Source organism: Trinickia mobilis (assembly GCF_017315705.1).
GTDB classification, from domain to species: Bacteria; Pseudomonadota; Gammaproteobacteria; order Burkholderiales; family Burkholderiaceae; genus Trinickia_A; species Trinickia_A mobilis.
This window is the reverse complement of sequence record NZ_JAFLRF010000027.1, coordinates 20,106-40,452: the sequence shown is the minus strand read 5'-3', so window position 1 is coordinate 40,452 and position 20,347 is coordinate 20,106. Positions and strand designations below refer to the sequence as shown.

At 57.9% G+C, this 20,347-nt stretch carries 17 protein-coding genes and 1 pseudogene; 5 read left to right on the top strand and 13 right to left on the bottom strand.

Annotation, left to right across the window (positions count from 1 at the left end):
- The 3 genes from J3489_RS37900 to J3489_RS26870 all read left to right on the top strand — a co-directional run.
- Nucleotides 1-596, top strand: a 596-nt coding sequence (locus tag J3489_RS37900) for a substrate-binding domain-containing protein (RefSeq protein WP_242540336.1), incomplete at its 5' end; no start/stop codon positions are given.
- 845 nt (nt 597-1,441) lie between these two features.
- Nucleotides 1,442-1,762, top strand: coding sequence for a hypothetical protein (locus J3489_RS26875; protein WP_242540335.1), 321 nt, complete (start codon nt 1,442-1,444; stop codon nt 1,760-1,762).
- Between the two features lie 676 nt (nt 1,763-2,438).
- Nucleotides 2,439-3,137 (top strand): SDR family NAD(P)-dependent oxidoreductase, encoded by a 699-nt coding sequence (locus J3489_RS26870; protein ID WP_207003320.1) that lies wholly within the window; start codon nt 2,439-2,441, stop codon nt 3,135-3,137.
- Between the two features lie 304 nt (nt 3,138-3,441).
- On the opposite strand, the pseudogene J3489_RS26865 reads toward J3489_RS26870, so the two are convergent.
- A pseudogene (locus tag J3489_RS26865) lies at nt 3,442-3,522 on the bottom strand (cold-shock protein); the annotation flags it as partial.
- Between the two features lie 89 nt (nt 3,523-3,611).
- Nucleotides 3,612-3,941 carry an antibiotic biosynthesis monooxygenase family protein gene (locus J3489_RS26860; protein WP_207003316.1) on the bottom strand — a complete coding sequence of 110 codons (330 nt, stop codon included), beginning with the start codon at nt 3,939-3,941 and terminating at the stop codon, nt 3,612-3,614.
- Nucleotides 3,942-6,042: 2,101 nt separating this feature from the next.
- Between J3489_RS26860 and J3489_RS37895 the strand changes: the two genes are divergently transcribed.
- A complete protein-coding gene (locus J3489_RS37895; protein WP_242540334.1) occupies nt 6,043-6,306 on the top strand; it encodes a hypothetical protein in 264 nt (87 codons plus the stop codon).
- Nucleotides 6,307-6,541: 235 nt separating this feature from the next.
- Here the strand turns inward: J3489_RS37895 and J3489_RS26855 are convergent, their stop codons facing one another.
- A complete protein-coding gene (locus J3489_RS26855; protein WP_207003314.1) occupies nt 6,542-6,904 on the bottom strand; it encodes an ADP-ribosylglycohydrolase family protein in 363 nt (120 codons plus the stop codon).
- A 557-nt stretch (nt 6,905-7,461) separates the two neighbouring features.
- On the opposite strand from J3489_RS26855, the gene J3489_RS26850 reads away from it, so the two are divergent.
- Nucleotides 7,462-7,716: a hypothetical protein gene (locus J3489_RS26850; protein WP_207003312.1), complete on the top strand. Its 255-nt coding sequence runs from the start codon at nt 7,462-7,464 to the stop codon at nt 7,714-7,716.
- A 52-nt stretch (nt 7,717-7,768) separates the two neighbouring features.
- Here the strand turns inward: J3489_RS26850 and J3489_RS26845 are convergent, their stop codons facing one another.
- From J3489_RS26845 to J3489_RS26800, 10 genes are all read right to left on the bottom strand, one after another.
- Nucleotides 7,769-8,275 carry a GGDEF domain-containing protein gene (locus J3489_RS26845; RefSeq protein ID WP_207003431.1) on the bottom strand — a complete coding sequence of 169 codons (507 nt, stop codon included), beginning with the start codon at nt 8,273-8,275 and terminating at the stop codon, nt 7,769-7,771.
- Between the two features lie 185 nt (nt 8,276-8,460).
- A complete protein-coding gene (locus tag J3489_RS26840; RefSeq protein WP_207003310.1) occupies nt 8,461-8,619 on the bottom strand; it encodes a DUF6471 domain-containing protein in 159 nt (52 codons plus the stop codon).
- Nucleotides 8,620-11,391: 2,772 nt separating this feature from the next.
- Entirely contained in the window at nt 11,392-12,621 is a 1,230-nt protein-coding gene (locus tag J3489_RS26835) for a M24 family metallopeptidase (RefSeq protein ID WP_207003308.1), read from the bottom strand.
- Between the two features lie 142 nt (nt 12,622-12,763).
- Nucleotides 12,764-13,894, bottom strand: coding sequence for an FAD-binding oxidoreductase (locus tag J3489_RS26830; RefSeq protein ID WP_207003306.1), 1,131 nt, complete (start codon nt 13,892-13,894; stop codon nt 12,764-12,766).
- A 13-nt stretch (nt 13,895-13,907) separates the two neighbouring features.
- Nucleotides 13,908-15,164 (bottom strand): aromatic ring-hydroxylating oxygenase subunit alpha, encoded by a 1,257-nt coding sequence (locus J3489_RS26825; RefSeq protein WP_207003304.1) that lies wholly within the window; start codon nt 15,162-15,164, stop codon nt 13,908-13,910.
- A 172-nt stretch (nt 15,165-15,336) separates the two neighbouring features.
- Nucleotides 15,337-16,266, bottom strand: coding sequence for a LysR substrate-binding domain-containing protein (locus J3489_RS26820; protein WP_207003302.1), 930 nt, complete (start codon nt 16,264-16,266; stop codon nt 15,337-15,339).
- 89 nt (nt 16,267-16,355) lie between these two features.
- Nucleotides 16,356-17,504, bottom strand: coding sequence for a branched-chain amino acid ABC transporter substrate-binding protein (locus J3489_RS26815; RefSeq protein ID WP_207003299.1), 1,149 nt, complete (start codon nt 17,502-17,504; stop codon nt 16,356-16,358).
- A gap of 24 nt (nt 17,505-17,528) precedes the next feature.
- A complete protein-coding gene (locus J3489_RS26810; protein ID WP_207003297.1) occupies nt 17,529-17,933 on the bottom strand; it encodes a cupin domain-containing protein in 405 nt (134 codons plus the stop codon).
- A gap of 123 nt (nt 17,934-18,056) precedes the next feature.
- The gene (locus tag J3489_RS26805; protein ID WP_207003295.1) at nt 18,057-19,091 is read right to left on the bottom strand and encodes a GlxA family transcriptional regulator; all 1,035 of its coding nucleotides are present in this window, start codon (nt 19,089-19,091) and stop codon (nt 18,057-18,059) included.
- A gap of 91 nt (nt 19,092-19,182) precedes the next feature.
- Nucleotides 19,183-20,184, bottom strand: a complete 1,002-nt coding sequence (locus J3489_RS26800) for a LysR substrate-binding domain-containing protein (protein WP_207003293.1) — start codon at nt 20,182-20,184, stop codon at nt 19,183-19,185.
- Nucleotides 20,185-20,347: the final 163 nt, after the last annotated feature.

The following is a 20,347-nucleotide window of genomic DNA, read 5'->3' as shown; positions in this document are numbered from 1 at the left end:
TCACCGACATACCGCTGTCCGGCCGCATCGCCTACGCAGGGCTCGACAATCGTGTCGCTGGCGCCACGGCCGCTTACCTTCTAGGCCTGTGGTTGGGACCAAAGCCGGCAAACGTGTTGATAACGATGAGCGACGAGCACTTCCGGGGCGAGGAAGAGCGCGAGATAAGCTTTCGTCGGGCATTGCGCAAACACCACCCTCAACTCAAACTGATTGATGCGAGCGGTGGACAGGGTCTCGATTTGCCAACAGAAGAACGGGTCCGCAGCGTTCTCAACGACGACACGGGCATCGCTGCGGTGTACTCCATGGGCGGAGGTAACGTCGCGATTCTCCGCGCACTTGAGGCCCACCAGAAAACGCCTCTCGTCTTTATCGGACACGACCTGGACCGGGATAACGTGCAGCTTCTACGAGAAGGCCGGATACAGGCAATCTTGCACCACGACCTCCGACAAGATATGCGCTCAGCGTGTCATCACGTCATGCACTACCACAAGCTCTTGCCAGCATCGTCCGTCGCGCCATCGTCTTCGGTCATGGTCGTGACGCCAGAAAATATTCCGGATTACATTGCCAGTCGTTTCCGCGATTGATTCGACTGCTCACACGCGCTTTCCCTTCGAGTTCGGTTGAGGTTGGTTGCGCCACCTGAGGGGCACGAAAGAGCGCTGCAATTCCTGGCCCTGGAAAGCATTAGAACCTCGTCGCCAGCCCCGCAATGACGCCGAACTGGCTCGTGCCATAGTTGGGGTTGGTGCTGGACGCGCTGCCGTTGACGGGGTCCCTTCGGCAGATTCGTCTCGTACACGATACCGTTGTCCACGATGCCGTATAACGTGACGCTGCTTTGAGCCTTCGCGGTAGCCGTCGCCGACAATGCGACTACGCCGGACAGAAGTTTCTTCATCGTTGTCTCCATTAATGTAGTTATACTACGTAATTGACGTGCTCTCGCGTGCGCACAATGTTTTCGCTCAATCGAAGACGCTTGAAGTCGCCGTGGCGAGCACCCACCTTCTCATTGAGCAACTTGACTGACAACGTTGAGTCCCGCAAACGCTAGCGGGCGGAAAGTGGGAAGCCAAAGCAAGCACAAGAGGGTGGCTCATGCGGAAGGCGATAATTTCCGTGAGGCGCGCCTCCTGAACTGCTCCTGTGTATTTTTGCCGGAGTGTATATTCCCCATTCGCTCCGGCGAAGAGCAAAAAGGGGAATCTCTTTCGCGGAATCAGGGAAAATGCACCTTAAAGCAAGCGTGCAAAAGCCTTTCGGCGTTATGCTGTCTCACTTCCTCGCGGTTAACCCCCGTATCGCTTTCGGCGTCCCATCGATTACGGTTCGGGCGTTCCAACTCGAAGAAACACGCTCTTCCCAGGAACCAGTCCAAACGGTCTGTGAGCATTCTCACGTCGCCTAACGCATCCATACGGAGATACGCATGAAGGTCAAGCAACTGTCTGTCTTTGCTGTCTCGGCAATTATGGCTTCGAGTCTCCTCTCGGTCTCGGCACTGTCCGCTCACGCGGCGACGACCGGCGCCGGTGCTTCAGATGCAGCCACGTCAAAGCAGGAGTTGAAAGCGCAGAAGAAGGCCGAGCGCAAGGCGCGTCGCGCAAAGAAGAACGCCGAGCTGAAGACGTTGGAACAGAACGGGTACAACCCAGCGGGAAACCAAATCGACTATCCGCAGAATCTGCAGAATGCCCAGCAAAAGGCCCAGCAGAAGGCCACCGGTCAGAAACCGGCGAGTGCGCCGTGACGCTTCGATTGTGAAGAATGGCTAGCGCGGTCAGGCAAAGGACCGGACCGCGCAGCAACATCACTTGCAATGCAAGATGGCGGGCCGCGCCGACTTATCTCGTACCTGGTTGTGCTCCTCTTGTCATGCAGCGTTGAGCCATAGTCACAGTCTTCGCGGACTGTCGAACAGCTTCAGAAGAATGGGCGTGGAGCGGTCGAACCGGACGGCGCAAAAACCCACTCCCTGGAGAAAGGCTGCAACCAAGAAAATGACGGCAAAGAAGGCGGCGCCCGGTGCCGCGACCGAGGCCACAGGCGTGCCAACCTCCGCCTGAGTTCTCGCGTTACATACTGCGGTAAATGTCGCCATCAACGGGCGAGACCTTCGTCTCGCCCGAATTCATCTCCAAGGCTAGCTTCGTGATGCCGATGCGCAGTAGCTGCAAGCCGGACGGTCAGCCCCGTCTTTGCAGCCAGCGCTGGTCGACGGCGACTTCAACCTCGAAGTCAACGCTCGTCGCGGTTAGAAGTTGGAACGCTAATCATAGATGCAGTTGACAACGTAAGCGTCTCGACACTATTGGGCAAGCAGCGATGTCGCTTTGTAGAAATTCCAGTTCGTCGCTCGAATACACGGCCTGCCACGCCTCCATTTTCGGAGTAGTCTAATAAGGCCATACCATTGTGGAGGAGCCGTGAGCCAAACTGAAACAGCCTTAATCGTTGGTTCTGGGAAGGGATTGAGTGCGTCCTTGGCACGACTGTTCGCTGAAGAAGGAATGCAAGTCGCGCTGGCTGCACGAAACGCGGATAAGCTCGACGAGCTCGCGCGTGAGACACGTGCCATCGCGGTGCGCTGCGATGCGAGTCAGCCCGCCGATGTCGCTGCACTTTTTGACCAAGTAGAACGTACCTTAGGTGTTCCAGACCTCGTCGTGTACAACGCGAGCGGGCGCTACCGTGCCCCGATTGAAAGCATCGAGGCAGACCAACTTGAGTCTGCGCTGCGCGTTACTGCTTTCGGGGGATTCCTCGTGGCGCAGGCAGCGGCCGTCAGGATGCTCGCCCGCGGGCACGGCACCATCCTGCTCACCAGCGCTACTGCCAGCGTGAAGGGGCTTCCCGGTTCGACACCGTTCGCAATGGGCAAATTCGCACTGAGGGGTATGGCGCAGTGTCTTGCGAGGGAACTCGCTCCTCGTAACGTTCATGTTGCTCACTTCGTCATAGACGGCGGCATCGCCAGCAGTTGGTCACAGCCTGGCGATACGGGCTCAGAGGACAAGTGGCTAGACCCGGATGCCATAGCACGTGAATACCTTCACGCCCATCGTCAGCATCGCAGCGCCTGGACCTGGGAAGTTGAATTACGGCCATGGGTAGAGAAGTTCTAGTACCGAGGACGCGCCGTGCATCTTTCGGTCGACAGTGAGGCGCCACCGCCAACGGCATTCCTCGGCGCGTGCGTGCCGTGCGGTTGCGTCCTGCCCGGCGTACAGCCCCCCTCGTAGATTTTCGCTGCCGCAATTTCCCGCGCTCCTGGTCAACACTTTTTCAGCCCGGCGATGAGAGGCAAGTGGCCTCCCGCCCCGCGCCGAGCGTTCGGCGGCGAAGTTGTCAGCCAGCGACAGCGCATGGAGAAGCCATTGGCCCGCGCGGGCGTGCCAATGGCTACGGGAAAGCCGGCGTTCGGGCCGGTTACAGCGGCATGATGTTTGCCGTCTGTTTGCCCTTTGGTCCCCGCTTGACCTCGAAGGTCACCTTTTGCCCCTCCTGTAGCAGGCGCGACACCTAGCGGGCAGGCTCAAGTCGCCAATGTCCTAATGGCACCAGCAACGATATCTGCAGAAACCGTTCTCGAATTGCAGTCAGTCCAACACCACACCATGGTCCGGACGTAGTGGCGTCGGTAGTAGCGGCGACGGCCCCCAAACTTCAACCTTGAGATTGGTCGCAAATGTTCGCAGTTCCTGCTCCAAGGTGTGCCATGGTCCGTCCGCGAACGCTGCCCAGTCAGACATGGACTTCCAGCAACTGGTCGTTCGAATCTGCGGGCTTCCTAACAAATTGCGGTTCGCCCGAAGCTCGAGCAGACCAGGCTGCTGCCGAATCGTTTCCGCTGTCTTCCTCGCCCATTCAGCGTAAGACTCGAGATTCACGCCCAGTTGCAGGTCGTACGTATTGGTGACCTCAATCATTGCAGTCCCCTTACCAATGGAATTAGTGCCCGCAGGCAGTCGCCCCCTGCCAATTCGCGGCATTACAATGTGCCATTTTTCCGCTTGCGGCTTATAGCATACGTCGCCGCTAAGTTGCGTCAAGAAATTCGGGTGACCGAGAAGCTCTGGCAGTCACAGGACAAGCCGCCACGTCAAGCCAACTTTGGTGCCCTGCGTACGTTCGTTATCGGAATGGCACGCCTCAGACAGTGAGCGGCTCGACTGGAGGATGCACCTTCTTCAAGGTATATGGGTTCGAGCGCGGGACGCAGCGCCCCCGCCCGCACACGACGTGACTACAAGGCAGGGGGCCGATACGCGACCCGAGCGGACGCCCGATGAGTCGCGACAACCCGAACCACTTGCGAGCTCGCGTCCGATGAGAACTGCGATGACATCGCTGTAGCCTACGCTTGACCTGCGCATAGCCACGCGACGTCCACGTCGAGAAGTTCAGAAAGACGCTCACAATCCGTACTCTTCGGAACGGTAACTCCGGCGCGCCAAAGAGTCACGTCACCTTCCGGTTCGCCGAGCGACTTGGCCACCCGACTGGAAGTGACCTTTGCGCGCTTGATAGTCATGTCAAGGCGTGCTGCGAAGGCTCGCCTGGAGCCGTTGTTATTGTGACTGCCCTGCAGATGTGCATCTAACTTCTGACGACGATTCATGGCGTGCAATGCTCCGCGTGACTCCATCTCGACCAAGCGTATGTGTTTCAAGCTACGAATGTTTTACGCGGCACGGAAGCTGATGCCTGCGGTCGAAAGCTAGTGCTCGCAGGTCGTTCGCGTGTGAGCTGGAGTGCGTCGAAACTCGTCATCCGACGACGAGTTTGTCGGAACACTTGCTCGAAGGTCCGCTCCTGTTTGCCGTTACCCGCTTTTGTCGCCAACGGGTCGAGGAAGTTCCACTGTGAGAATACGGACTTGTCGGGAAACAGAGGGGCGTACTGTTCCACGACTTCGTCACACATCGCGATGATGACCGTCGAGCGAAAGCGTCATCGCAATGAGAGACGCAGACGAATCCAGCGGGTCGCTGCGAAGAAAAACGCTTCTTCACGCCGTGATAGGCCGATTCAATTGGTTTCCCAACCACCACCGTCCTGTAATCGAATCTTCGTGGTTTTGCAGCCCTTACATCTGTCGACGCCCGGAGAGCACCATCGCGCAGCCCAACGCTGCGGAAGCTGGGGAGACAATCGCGATGAGACCAATACGCCTGCAGACGCCGACACGGTGATTTCCCGACGACGCGCTTCATCACCTGGTCATCGTTGCCGACGCGACCGCCAATCGTACCGCCATTGCTTCTTAAGGCTTCGACGCGCGAGCCAACACGCAGGGCATGGGAATCCGTAGTTCTCCGACATCGTTCCGATACGTCTCAGCGTCGCGTGCTACCGCAAGTTCAATCGATTCGAGCGCCGACGGCGTCTGCGCGTTTAGCATCGCGGCAACTCGGACGCCACCCGCGCGTGAGCATGTGAAAAGGCGTGTCCGGCGCACGAAGCACCAGGGGAGACTTGGATGTGGCTATTTTCCGGTACCACTCTGGTTGCTGTAACTACCTTCGTCACAGCCATAACTGGTCGGCGCGCTGATAGCCAGCGTCGCGCACGCGACAACAAGCAAGCAAAGGAACTTCTTCACGGTAACCTCCAAGCCGGTCAATGGCGGAGAGTAAAAGACAAGATACTCTTTCAACGGCTTCACATCCAGCACCGAAAGCCATCCTGCATAGCAGGACCGGCAGAGAAACTTTCTTCGCCTAATGGCCGCCGGCGGGGGAACGAACTAGGTTCGCCGCCCATCGCCCAGGTTGTGTGGTGCGGCGCACCAACTATCGCCACTCAGACCCGCCAAACCGCACTTTCCGCACTAAACTTTTTCTGTTTCTATTTTGCCTAAGCGTGCGCCGTTGCTGCGTTCTGGCGCTAGAGTTGAAGTAGTTTGTGAAGCCATCAATGCAGCGCGGGAAAATGGGGTCGAGCATCGAACGCGGCTGCTGCGTGCGTGGCGCTTGTGCCATATCCGGCGAATTGGCTGCGAACAAGAATCGGTCCGAGGGGGAGCAGATGAACAACACGAAGGTGCAGTCCCTACGGTACCAAGTGGAAAAATGGCTCACCCCTACAACACAAGTGCACGTGACCGCATTCGGCCGCACCCACTTGGGCGGAGGACGCTACGTATGCATTGAGACCCGGCAGCCGGCCGGGTCTCGCGCATTGTTCTTCTTTCGGCACGACGATGGTTGCTGGCGTGTGTTTCCGCCGGCGGCTGACGCGCGGAGGTTCCGCATGCGGCGCGAAATCACCTTTGCTGGCATCACTGACTAACCGCCACAACAAATCACTGCTATAGCCATCAACGTTGCAGGAGTATGCAGATAACGTGGATTACTTGCAGACATGGCAAGCTGCCCTCGTATCGCGACCCGAAAACGGGAGTCGAATGCATTAGCCCAGACGCGGATGTATTTGCGAGAGCCGGTCGTATTTCTCGAGCTAGAACTGCTGTTAGCCGCGCCGGTACGTGGGTTAGGGCTTCCTCAAGCAGTGGAAGCCGAATGCCCTATAGCGCCTCTCCAAGCAAACCGGCCACTGCACAAATGGTGTCCGTGTCACCGCCATGAAAAAGACATTCCCGCATCAACGATTCGAAGCTGTCGGAATTCTTGAGACACGACAGCACGTCTTCGAGAGTCTCGTCGGCGCGAATTCGCGGCGGGTAGTGTTCGTGCGCTTTCTCCACGCCGTGTACTGATGTACCCGAGGCTTCCATAATGTAGCAGACGGCTTCATGCCCATCGCCGTGAATCGCAGCCCAAAGCGCCTTCGCGTACGTGTCGACCGCCTTCAGGGCAATCGGGTGATTGTGAGTGACTTCGGTAGCCGCGCGCGCCTCTGCGAGTGCGCGGTCGAGGTTGTCTGACATTGCTTGGGCCGTATGCGGTCAATTGAGCGCGCCCTTGCGCGCCGGCTTGAATCAGGGCGTGGCAGCGAATTCGCGATTACCCAGCTTCCAGGGTCGTAACGCCTCGTAGCAGTCCGCGCCGGGCGCATGAGGGAGCGCTGTAAACAAGGCGGTCAGATACCGATGCACGTCGACGCCGAACCCGTCAATCCGCCGATTTAAGTGCGGTTCGGCCTCTACAAACTTCGTGAGTTTCAGCTACTCGACCGGCCAAGTCTGGGGTCTATGGGGCGGCCCGAGCCGGGATTCAGCCTGACCGCCCCAGGTGTAAATGTCTTTGCGCCCCTGTCGTGGACATCTGCCAACGCGTGCGGAGTGCACGTGTTGGCTTTGGGCAGAGCGAATGCGGTGAAGTGTTCGTCTGAATCCAACATCGCGTCGTTCTTCCGTTCACCGCACGGTGGGCGCAACTGAGGCAGCCCCGCGTCCAGCCCCTAGCCACATGGCCGGGGGGTAAGGACTATCTCCATCGGCACGGCCCTTGCAACTGATAGCTGCGTCAACAGGAGGTTGCCGTCATGAGCATCTTGCTGGGCGTGGCCAAATCCAACCCAACTCGTTATTCACTCGTCGCCGTCGCTGCTATCTCGCTTGCGGCCGTGTGCGGGATCGGCATCGCAGCATTTGCCGGTCTGCTGCCCGCATCAGGGGGCGTAGCCGTTGCAGTTACTGCGACACCGTTAATCGACATGCAGGTTGACGCTTCGGTGAACGCCGGTCGCAACCACGGACTTAGCTCCCGCTGCCATGCCCTGCGACACGAGGCACCATGACGGTTTCGTCCGGAGACACTAGGCGCGACGGCGTGCAGTTACCGTGGCCGCGCTATTCGATTACGGTTAGCCTTGAAGACAAGTCTGGTGGCGCAACCGACTGCGGGCGAGGTTGCTGCGGCATCACTGTATTGCGGCCGGCGGCCTTTGCCTCATAGAGCCGCTGGTCGGCACGATGAACCAACTGCTCAGCGGTGACAGCGGACACGGCATCCCCGTCAAATGCACCGACGCCGATGCTGACGCTCAATATTCCTACTGGACTGGTGACGTGCGGCCGCCCTGTCGCCAGGACCGCAGAGCGAATCGTTTCAGCCACCTGAACGGCGCCGGCCAGTTCGGTATTGGGAAGCAGCACACAGAACTCCTCGCCGCCGTAGCGCCCAGCGATGTCTCCTGGCCGACGGATGTTCTCAAGAATGCATTGTGCGACCGTTCTGAGCGCACTGTCTCCCGTAACGTGCCCGTAGTGGCCATTGAAGTCCTTGAAGTTATCGACGTCTACCCCAGGGCGGGGCGCACAAGCAAAGCCCGCGCAAACCTCGTCATCGGCATATATCCCTCTTTCAACTTCTTTTGCTGATACAGCGTTTCATCGAGCGCCCCGGAAAGGGTATTTGAGCCGGCTGAGTATTTTAACGGTGAACCACCTTGCAGCCTACGCGCAAGAAGCGGGTACGCGGATGTGAGTTGTACGTGTGGCGGTTCTGCGCCGCGCGCACAGCGCCGGGCGCGAGTAGCGCTTCAGTCAAGCGGGGTGCCGCGATTGATTTTATTTGTGAGCGCTTTCGGCTCCTCAAACACGCCGATACGCTCGAGCGCGTGGGCCAGTTCCTTGTAGCGCACGTCCTTCAGGGCAATCTGCGCACGTAGCAGTCGTCGCGCTTCCCGCTGCAAATGCACTGAAGTCGACTTTGTTAAAGGCATTAGTTGAGATACCGTCGCGCACAGAAATTCCTCGTTTTTGAGGAAATCACATCGATAGCGATGAATCGACCGATATCAACGATGCGGCGTTCCTTGACGCGAACAGGGCTTCATTTCGCACGCAAGGACATGCCGCAGCACTTTTTGCTTTGCCTGTTGCACGGTCGCTCCCGGACGATGAGTTTAAGCGGCTCGTCACGAGAAACGAGCCGCTTGCGCATCGGCATTATGACGGAGTTACCCCGTTAAGCCTCCCGCCGCCGGCGAATCGATTGCGCAGCCACGCCTTTCCGGACTAACTCGGGCACACGACTTCATTGCCCGTAGGACGGGTATTGCTCTCTATGGCTTCGACGCGCATGCCAAGACGCAAGGCATGCCAATTCGAATCACCGAAACCGCTTCGGCAGGCGACGGTCGTGTGCCGCTCTCGGTGGCAAGGCTTTAGGTTCCAATAGCAGCCGTTTCAGCCGCGAGTCGAAGAGCCGCCGACTACCATCTTTTCAATTGGAAGCGGCCGCCCCAGTCCGGCTCCAATGGTCGCGGCACGCTGGTGGCTCGACCGCGAGTCGGACCAACTAGTAATCGTAGACAGCATGGATAACAATGCCCCGCCATAACACCGTGCGTATCGGCAAAAAATCAAAAATAAATTTTTGATAACACACTCGACCTATACTGCATGCCATTATTGCTTCAGAGCACTCGTCACTTACCATTGTCGACATCACACCACGCATTACTCTAACACCGCACGTGGTCCGCTCACTTTGACGCGGCAGCGCGATGGTTCCAAGTTGTCTTGTCCGAATTTACGTAGTCCAGCAATGCTTTCGGCCAACTTTTGCGCCGCCACCGCCCGGCACCGCGTCGGCCGTTGTCCGTAGGCTCATCGAACATCGTCCACGCAGCTCCGGACCTCCCCCAGAACACGCTTTGGCATGTTGGAGGTCCCCATGAAGCACGCTCATTCTCTTTTGCCTTCCCGTCGCGGCCGCCTCAAGGCCACAAGTGGGGTTGCTTCCGTCGCCGCGTTAGCCCTCGTCGCGTCATCCGTAGGCGCAAATGCAGAGCCAGGGCAATATTCGTTGAGCGGAGCTTCGGGAGAAGTTTTCGGGATTGCTTACGACGCGTGCAGTTATTCCCATGTATTCGTTACCGTCGCCGAACACGGAACTATCCTCAATAACGCCGCGAATAATGTCGCCTATGCATCTATCTACCGCGCTAACTGGTGTCGACACATCTCCACGGCCGCCTATGGTTCCGCGCAAAACATAACGTTCTCCGCAGTGCGTTCTGCCAACGGCCGTCACTTGCCACAGTCTGTCTCGGCATCCGGCCAGATTCCACTGCATGTCTATTCCACCGCTAGCGGCAATGGCACGGACACTCTAACGTTTCAGCTGACTCTATCTCTTGTAGGGCCGGTTACGGAGTATCGTGATTTCGGCCCTTCGAGAAACCAAGTTGGCGGGTCTACTAACCGCTATGCTAGGGACTATGGCGTTGCGACGGTCTCATCGTCTCTGTTCGCCAATACCCTGGGTCCCTTGCCGCCTGTGTCGCATGCTCAAATAGGTGAGCTCATATCTCCGGCGGGCTGGTGAGCACACGGTCGCTGCTCACGGACCACGGCATTTCGCTCTTGTGCGCGCTGGTGGCTGAATTGGGCCAGCCTCGCGTGCAAGCATTGCAGCTTAGCCGCGTTTCGGCAAAATCGTCGTGTCTGATTGCACGCTGTCTCGCCGAGGTAGCTGGACGTGTAAGAGTGCTCCCGGCGATGCTGCCTGACAGCACAAAAGCGGCACAGACCTACAAGCGTGGTGGTTCGATCCCAAAATGCGCCGGCCGCCTGCACTCATTGCGGGTCGGTAGCGGTAAGCCGCAACAATCGCTCCGTCGACACGCGACACCGGCAACAGACGACGGCTGCGAACAGAAGCGCTGCCCGGTGCTGACGGGCACAGCCCACGCATCTCAGCCGTGCGACTGAGTACGCGTTCAACGGGATTTATCGAACTGTCAGTAAGAAGAAGATTTAACGGAACAAGACAGTCAGGCCCGAGGCGCACCAGTGACGGAAGGCTGTCGCCCGACCATAGTTGACCTGGTATCCGACCGCGACGACTGCCCGGTGACTCAACAGACATTTGCAGCGGTCGGACGACCTGACGTCTTTTGCAGGCTTAATGTCGCCGGTCGCGCACGCTTGCCGGAGTAACTTGGCTGCCTGTTCGAGATTCATGCCGAATAGATGGGCAACCTGACGGAATTCGAACCAGACTGTGTTCTCGTCGAGCCTTCCATCGATTTTCCTGCTGCTCGACGCGCATACATACTGTACGGACCTCATCGTGCACACTTCTCCTAGTCGTCGCCGGATAACCGTACCTCCATTCAATAGCAGTAGCTCGTCGCTCGATAGAACAGATGCGCCTCGGAGGGAGAATCGTTTCGTCAGGCGCGTAACGGTAAGACGATGCCTGTCGCGCTGCCTCCATTGAGCGAAGCCTCGCAGAACCTCGCTGCAAGAAATGGCGCGGCCTCGATACGAACCGATTCCATTTGAGATATGTGGGGACACGGTGAAGGATTGCGACACGGAGCTGGGATAAGCTGGCCAATGCCTGTCGCCACGAAAACGAACGGCTCGGCCCGCTGTGTCATTCGATTGAATGAAGGTGGCGCAGATGTTTCCGGGTTCTGTTTCTCTGCGGACGGATTGCAGCTATCCTGGCGGCTACCTCACAGCCAATCAGTTTCAAAGCTGCATGAGGTGAGCGGCACGCACCCGCTCTCTATCAGCACCACCTGCTGTTCAAGCTTCACGCCTTGGGTCCCCGCTTCGGCTCCGATATAGCTTTCCACGCATAGCGTCATGCCGGGCTCGAAAACACCGTCATAGCCACCGCTATCCCAATCAACCTGGTGCGCAACTGAGGGATATTCGTCAACCATGCCGATACCGTGCACGACACAGCTATACCGGTTCTTCAGGTAAATCTCAGGAATCTTCCAAGCTTTCTCTGTGAACTCGCGGAATGACATCCCAGGACGCAACAAATCCATATTGAAGTGAATTTGGGAGTAAGCCTGTTCGTACAGATGGCGCTGCTCATCCGAAGGCCGCGTGTCGCCGACCGTCCAGGTGCGCGAAATATCGGAGCAGTAGCCGTTCGGCCCCACCAAGTCAGTATCGAAAGCCAGCAGTTCACCTTGCTGCAGCACTCGGGACGAGCACTCATGCATCCACGGGTTCGTTCTGTCACCGGATGCAAGAAGACGTGTCTCTATCCACTCGCCTCCGTGTTTGATATTTTCGTGATGAAGGTTCGCCCAGAGGTCCTGCTCGGTGATTCCTGGACGCAATTCGCGGCGCATGCGCTCAATGCCCCTCTCGCAAGCACGGAGCGATTCATTCATCAGGACGAGCTCGCCGGCGGACTTGACAGTGCGTGCCATCTCCATCATGGCCTGTCCGTCAAGGAGCGTCACGCCATTTTTCACAAAGTATGCTGCACCGACGGGGTCCAAACGGTCGACCGCAAGGCGTAACTCGCCCGGCGCGCGGCGCTGCATGACGTCAACAATTTCTGCCCCCCAAATGTCAGCTCGTCGTTCCGCCTCGGTACCTGCGCTAAAGAATGTCCAGGCCACGGCGCTGCGTAGTTCGAAGTCCAGGTCCAACCCGTCCCAAACGTGCTCGCAGCTATGAAGCTCCCAACCAACGACTCGACCGTCGGCAAACACCACGACGTACCGCGACGGGTTGCGTCCCGTCCAAATCTGCATGTTGGAAGTATCCGTCGCGTACCGGATATTTACCGGGTCGTACAACAGAATCGCAGAACAATTGTTTTTCTGCAAAATCTCTTGCACCCGGGACAAGCGGTATGCGCGAACGTCAGGTAGGGTGTGCTCCGTTCTCTTCAGAGAAGTAACATTGTGCGCGTCGAATTGGTTGCCGCCAGCCATGCAATCCCTCCGGGGAATTTATGCGCTTCTTTTGTCTTCTTCGCGGACGTGCGCATCCCTCGCCCGCCCCTTCAAGAATGGGATTTGCGAGGATGCGTCCGTGGCCAGCGAGCAGACGCAGCTTTCAGGGTATGTATTGCTACTACAGCTCGAGTACCAAGTCAGACGTCGGGCGGCTGCAGCACAGGAGCCGGAAGCCCTTCTGGACTTCACGGTCCCGGATGCCACCGTTGTGCTTCATGTCGACCGTGCCGTCGAGAATCTTCGTTTTGCATGTCCCGCAAACGCCCTGGCTGCATGACGAAGGAATCACAACGCCCGCTTTCCGCGCGGCGGAGAGCACCGTCTCAGAGGCGCTCATCGTGAAGGTCTTTGAGGACTTGGAAAGCTTGACCGTGACGGTGTCCTGCACCGCTCCATCGGCAGGCGGTGTGGGCTCCGGCACTACTCCGGTGGAGATATCGAAGCTTTCCTGGTGATAGCGCGCCGGGTCGTGACCGCCTTCGCGAAGCAGGTCTCTGACGGCACTCATGTAGCCGGCCGGCCCACAGGTGAACACTTCCCGGTCGACATAGTCCGGCAGCCACTCTGACAGAAGCGGGAGACTCAGGCGCCCCGTCGCCCCGACCCAGTCTGTCTTGTCTCCAGTTGCTTCGCACACAAAGAAGACTTTCAGCCGTGGAGCGAGCGTGGCCATCCGTTCCAGCTCCTGACGAAAGATGATGTCCGCAGGCGTCCTGGCGCTGTGCACGAACGCGATGTCGCGGTCGAGCCCAAGGTCAATGCTCGCCCGGGTCATGGACATGAGCGGCGTAACGCCCGAACCGGCCGAGAGGTAGAGTGACTTCGGCGCTGCGGATGCGGTCGACGTGAAGGCGCCTGACGGGCCATACGCGCGCAACTGGTTGCCCGACTTCATGTTCTCGTGGAGCCAGTTCGACATGACCCCGCGAGGCACACGTTTGACCGTGATGGACACCAAGTATGGGCGAGTCGGCGGCGACGAAATCGTGTAGCAGCGCTCGACCGATTGCCCATGCACATTCGCCGAAAGTGTCATGAACTGGCCGGGCTCAAAGCGCACCGGCAGTCCATCTTCAGTACGGAACTCGAACGTCTTGACGTCGTGGGTTTCATTGACGACGCGGCAGCAGGTTAGCGTTTGCTGTTCGCCGCTTGGCCAATGGCGCGCGCCGGTTTCCCACGTGCTCGCGCTGGTCAGCCGGTCGACAACGCCCGGCGGACGGTAAAAAGTTGTTTCAACAGCGCTCATGACCAACCTCTGCTTAGACGCCATGTGCATTCAGCCGGGCCGCATACCAGCGCGAAAACTGGTCGACGTAGGCTTCGGTGAACGGCGAGAACACGCCCGGCGCATATGCCGGGTCCTGCGTACCTTCGTGCGTGATTTCCACCAGGTGCTTATCCTGCGTGTTGGTCGCAATCCAGACTTCCGTCAAATCGTTGATGTTGTAATCCACGCCTTCGACCGCATCGGCATGAACGAGCCACTTGGACCGCACCAGCGTCTTGTCCGGGGCAAGCGGAATAATGTATGAGATGACAGCGTGGTCGCTCATGACGTGTGTCCACGAGTTGTGTGTCCAAAGATGCTGGTCGCCGAGGTCACATCGCGTGAGATTGCCGAACAGCTTCGTGCTGGCAACCTTGGTGCTGATAGTCTGCGACTCGCCTGCACCGGCGATGACTAGTTGCTGCGTTCTGAACTGGGTTACCGCGTCCTCGTCAAGATACTCGACAGTGGTTCCAATAAATCCGTCCCGTTCCCAGCTTGCCTGGCACGCTGCGTTGCGCTCCTTGTAGTCCTCGAGGGCGTGGAGCGATTCTTCGCTGAGGTTCTCAGGACAGAAGCCGAAGTCTTCAGGCAGGAACGACGCTGTCAGCTCCGGATGGGTACCCTGGCAGTGGTAGCACTCGCGGTTGTTCTCAATCACCAGCTTCCAGTTGCCGTTCTCGATTATTTCCTGCTCGAAGGCAATCTTGGTGTTTAGCAGGTCGAACGGTGCGAAACGCGGCGCCATCGTCTCTTCCAGCCTGGAGATGTCCGATGGCGGGTTGTCGTCGAGACAAACGAAGATGTGCGTGCCGACAATCCGGGTGTGCACCGGAATCAGGCTGCGACAGGTCGGGTCGAAATCTTTCCCCATGTGCTTGGTGTGACGCAGGCTTCCGTCCAGGTCATATGTCCACTGGTGGTAAGGGCACACCAGCATTCCGACCGTCGACTTCCCGGCTTCCTTGAGCCGCGCACCCCTATGGCGACAGACGTTGCGATAGGTCCGGACGTTCTCGTCGTCGTCGCGGACGATGATGATGGAAGCCTTGCCAATGTCCACGGTCGAAACATCGCCTGGCTCGGGAATATCCGCCGTAACCCCGACCAGAACCCAATGCTTCTGGAAAAAGACTTCGACGTCCGTTTCGAAAACGTCCTGGCGGCCAAAGAGCTCGCCGGGCATGCCGTGGCCGGGCTGACGGCTTCGAATCAACTCACAATGGGTTTTGATTTGCACTTCAGACATCGTCGTTCTCCAACGTTCAGGGGTCTCGGGACTTCTATTGTTCCCGCTATGACTTGAGTATTGGATTGACGAAAAACAGCGTCAACGCGCTTTATTTTCGGTCTGGCATTACTTTAAATTATGCGAGCGCCCAGACCGGGTCCAACCGGTGATGTCGGGCGTCGCAGGCGCTTCAGGTCTCGATGGAATCCTGCCGAAGCCAGTCGATGAGACCTTCAATCGCAGGGGTGATGGTGCGTCCGTGCGGCACTATGACGTAATACGAATCGCTCACCTTGAACGAGTCGACCGGCAGCCGGACGAGTTCGCCGGCCTCGATAAGGCCGTGGACAAGTCTTCCCCAGCCAAGGGCGATGCCCTGGCTATAGCGTGCAGCCTCAATTGCGTCCGTATAAAGGCTGCAGCGCAGGGCAAAGTTCAATCGCACCGGCCTGAGGCCCACAGCCTGAAACCATTCTTCCCATCCCATCCAACTCTCCGAGGTCGAATCCGACTCGATGAGAGCGGCGTTGGCGACCTCCTGCAGCGATTCTGGCGTGCCCCGTGATTTCACCCACTCCGGCGAACAGACGGGAAATACTTCCTCGTCGAAAAGCAGGGTTGCAGAGCCATCCCCCCATCGTCCGTTTCCAAAACGAACGGCGACATCAATCTCCTTGGGTCGGAGGTCAGCGGTGAACATCTGCGTGGAGAGTCGAAGTCGAAGGTTCGGTTGAGCCTTCTTGAGGGACGCCAAACGGGGCAAGAGGCGAAAATGTGAGAATGCAGACGTTGCCGCAAGCACCAGTTCCTGCTGGACCGGCCCGCTGGACAACTGGTCGAACACGCCGGCAATTTTCTGCATCGACTCGGCGACGACAAGATACAGAGCCTCACCCTCATGAGTGAGTTCGATTGAACGATGCAGGCGATTGAAGAGCCGAGTCCCAAGTGTCTCCTCGAGGAATTTGACCTGTCGACTGACCGCAGCCTGGGTGACCCCGAGCTCATCGGCTGCCAGAGTAAAACTGCTGTGACGTGCGACCGCCTCGAATTCGACGAGGGCGGTCACCGAGGGGATGAGCCGCCGGTACCCCTTAGTCCTTCCAGTTGCCGGTTTCATCGCGACTCTCTGGTCAAAAAAGGACAGTGGTGGCCGAGTATTTCCGCCAATGGCATAACGACCGGTTTCAACAATTTCCGCTCAGCTGGCTACTCTGCGCTTATGGTCGTTATAGGCACCCACTTCGCGCCTTTTACCTGATAGAGCGTTGAGGTTGGGTGTTTTAAGTCGCCGTACGAATCGAACTCAATCTTCCCCGTGATGCCGTCGTACTGGGTGGTTCGGAGCGCGGGCATAAACATCTCCGGCTTTGCCGATTTCGCCTGTTTCATCGCATTGATGGCCACCCAGGCACAGTCATACGCAAATGGCGCAAAAGTCAAAGTGTCTGTGCCAAATCTCTTCGCGAACTTTTCCGCGAATGCTTTTCCCTGAGGGAGAGACTCGACAGGCCGTCCGTACTCCCACGCCATTGCGCCTTCAGCAGCACTGCCCGCGACGCTTATGAAGATGCTGTCGGCGATACCACCGCTTCCTACGAATTGTGTCTTCATGCCGAGTTGCTTCATCCGTTTGGTCAGAAGTGCAGCCTGGTTATCAAGGCCGACAAAGAACAGAAGGTCGGCATTTGCAGACTTGATATTCGTAAGTTGCGCGTTGAATTCGACGGCCTTGTCGTTCGTGTATTCCGACGCGACGATGTGCCCGCCGGCCGCCACGACGGCCTTCTTGAATTCGTCTGCGGCCCCCTGGCCAAATGCCGTGCGGTCATCCATTACCGCAATTCGTTGCGCTTTGGTGACCGTTACAGCGTACTTCCCTGCATTTCCGGAGTTCTGTGCGTCGGTAGCGATAATACGAAACACGTTATCCAGGCCCTGTCGGGTTATAGCCGGATTCGTTGCAGCGGGGTCTATCAACGGGATGCCAGCTTTGGCAAATATTGGCTCGGACGGTAACGCCACCCCGGAGTTGTAGTAGCCCACCACTGCCACCACTCCATCGTCGACGAGCTTCTGCGCCACCTGCACGCCAATGCGCGGGTCGCCCTGGTCATCGACGGAGTCCGACTCGAAGCGTACCTCCTGCCCGCCCAGCTTGGTATGTTGGGCGTTAGCTTCTTCGATGGCGAGGCGCACGCCATTCTCGATGTCCTTCCCGTTGGCAGCTCCGGCTCCTGTCAAGGGGGCCGACACCCCAATCTTCACGACCTGCTGTGCAATGGAGGGGTTGCACGCAAGCGACATCGCGACGACAGTCAGCCCGAAGGCAAGAATTCTTCGTGAAGAGTTGAACATTGGTTCGGTCCCGGGTTGTGACCATCATGATTGAGAAACTATCGTTGACCCGATATGAGCAACGACTAGTACCGTACAGCCCTCCTCCGAGGAGGTGCTATGCCGCGAGCCGGCTGGGTAGGACACCGTCTGTCCCGGAAGGAAATCGGTACCATCGTCATCGGTGAACACGCCCTCGAGAATCAGAATCATCTCGGTCGAGTCATGCTGGTGCTCGAACGAGCGCGCCCCTGGTTGCAGACGCATCCAGTAGCTGCTCCAGGCCCCATTCTCATCACCGGCAACTGGAATCCGGAAAAAACCAGGAAGCTCGGTGTCCCCAATTCTCATCGGCCGCCAGTCGCGCTCATCAATCGAATACCAACGGCGTCCGTTCTTGACCTTCAATCCAAAGAGAACCATTTCATCGCGCATATGCTCCGCAGCCATTTTCTGTCGTGTCCGTTGTCTAGTTAAAAAGAGGAAACCCTTGGTTTGTCGCGTGTCAAGCCACTTGCCGCTTTCCCCGTCGAGGCACTTACATTTAACGCCAATGGGCCAATTGCGTGCCCACTACGTAACGACCAACACTGGTGATTGGCTGTGCGGTCGCGCCACGCGATAAGCGTTCGGCGATTCGCCAAACTCCTTCCTGAATTCACGACCAAGATGAGAAGCGTCCGAGAACCCGCAAGACGAGGCGATATCAGCGACGGTACGGTCCGAACTCGTAAGCAGCCAGGACGCCATCCGTATACGAATCTGTCGTCCGTACGCGTGCGGCGATTTACCCGTTTCGGCAGTAAAGAGGCGCTCAAGTTGCCGGACCGACATCTCGAGACGTTGCGCCAGTTCTGCCAGGCTCAGTGGCTGCCCAATGTGCTGCTCCATCAACAGGATTGCTCGCCTTACCTTGGGATGTGTCGCGGGTTCAAGTCCCGGCGGGTACGGCTGCGGAGCATTCCCCTTCTGGGCGTCATCGACAAGCATGATACGAAGCGCTTTTTGTACGACGGTGGCCTCGAAATGTCGCAGCAGGATAGCTGCGGCGACATCAATAGAAGCCCGCCCGCCTGAGCATGTAATCCGGCGTCGGTCGATGACGAACAGCCGGTCCGCGACAAGATTGCGTTCGTCGACGCCTGGAAAGCGCTCGACGAAATCCCAGTAGTGGAACCAGCTTACGCACATGCGATATCCAGCCATCACTTCGGCCCGCATCAAGGCAAATACCCCCGTGCAAATCCCGACCAATGTGGCAGACGTATTCGCTGCGTCATGAATGAACTGCAACGTGGCTTTGCTTGCGGACGGCCCCGAATGCAGGAGGCCGCCGACGACCACCACGTAATCGAAGGACCCGGCTTCCTCAAAGGTTTTCCATGGCGCAACCTGAATTCCGCAGCTTGCCCTGACGGGAACAAGAGATTCTCCGACGATGGTCCACGAACAGCGAACAGGTCTGCTCATGTCACCTTCATCGCTTGCCAGCCTGAGGAGGTCGACAAAACCCGAAAACGCTGTCAACGTGAAGTTAGGCAATAGCACGATTCCAAAGCGGAGTTGCCGGGAGGTACCAGCTTTGGAATAGATGGAGTCGTTAAACATGAGACTACCTGCATTAACGCTTTAAGAATCGGCCAGGACTAGCGTCCTTCGACGGACCTGCTCACGCTCTCCGAACTGATGACAGCAAAAATCATTTGGTCGTTTCGGCTTCCACGCCTCGCCATTCGCGCATCATCGCGCCTACTTCCTCACCGAGCCATTCACGGAACTGTAGATACTCGGGTCGAAGCTTTGCGTTCTTGTGCGTTATCAGATAGTGGTGACGGTCGTGGAATTCGAGCGCATCCTGCACCGGTCGAACCAGGCGGCCCTGTTCGACCTGGCGATATACGAGGTGATGCCAGCCAAGTAAGGTCCCTTCACCCGCTTCGGCCTGTGATACCAGGAGTCGATAGTCGTTGCTTTCCAGGTGTTCGTTTTCGACCAGTCTGTCAGACCCATCACCTTGCTGAAACCAGTTTCGCCACACTCGCCAATCAACATGCTCGCAAACCTGGGCGCGCCCCAACAAGGAGAGGTTCAGCGTGGGGTGTGACAGCAGGTCCAATGGCTTCAATGACCTGCCGTGGAAATGACGCTCGTAGAACAACTGACTGCAGACGGGATAGACCACGTCGTGGAAGAGCGGCTCAATTTCGTACTCCGGCTCGCGCGGCGGATTCTTGGTGATGATGACGTCGGGTTGCAAAAGTTCGTCCAACTCCATGAAATGCTCCGTCACCATGACGTGCAGTCTGATATCCGGAAACCTCTTCCGAAACAACGGTAACCTGAACGACAGCCACAGGGCCGAGAAGGTATGCGAGACGCAAATAGTCAGCGCATGCTTGTCGGACCGACGCACCGCCTCGGCCGCCTCCGCAATATTCATAATCGAGAGGTATGAGGCGTTGTAGAGAATGCGCCCAGCGTCAGTGAGCGCAATGTGCCTCCCGGTGCGCTCAAATAGGGCTACATCAAGGGAATCCTCAAGTTCCTTGATTTGCCTGCTGATTGCCGCCTGGGTTACGCACAGCACCTCCGCCGCCTGAGTGAAGCTTTCGTAGCGGGCCGCAGTGACAAAGCATCTCAGCGCCCTTAACGACGGCATCTGGGCGAGGAGTCTGTCAGCAAATAACTGCTTCTTTTGCATCGTTGTCACCTTTCAGGCGGAAGCGTGCGATTCAGTCCGAGGACTACCTGACGGTCGCCGCAACCACACCCCTCGGCAGCGGCGGCTGTCGCGCCATGAGACGAGACCACCTCAGGCAAAAATAGTTTGCGATTCCCGCGGCTCACTGGCAAGAGAGGTTCAC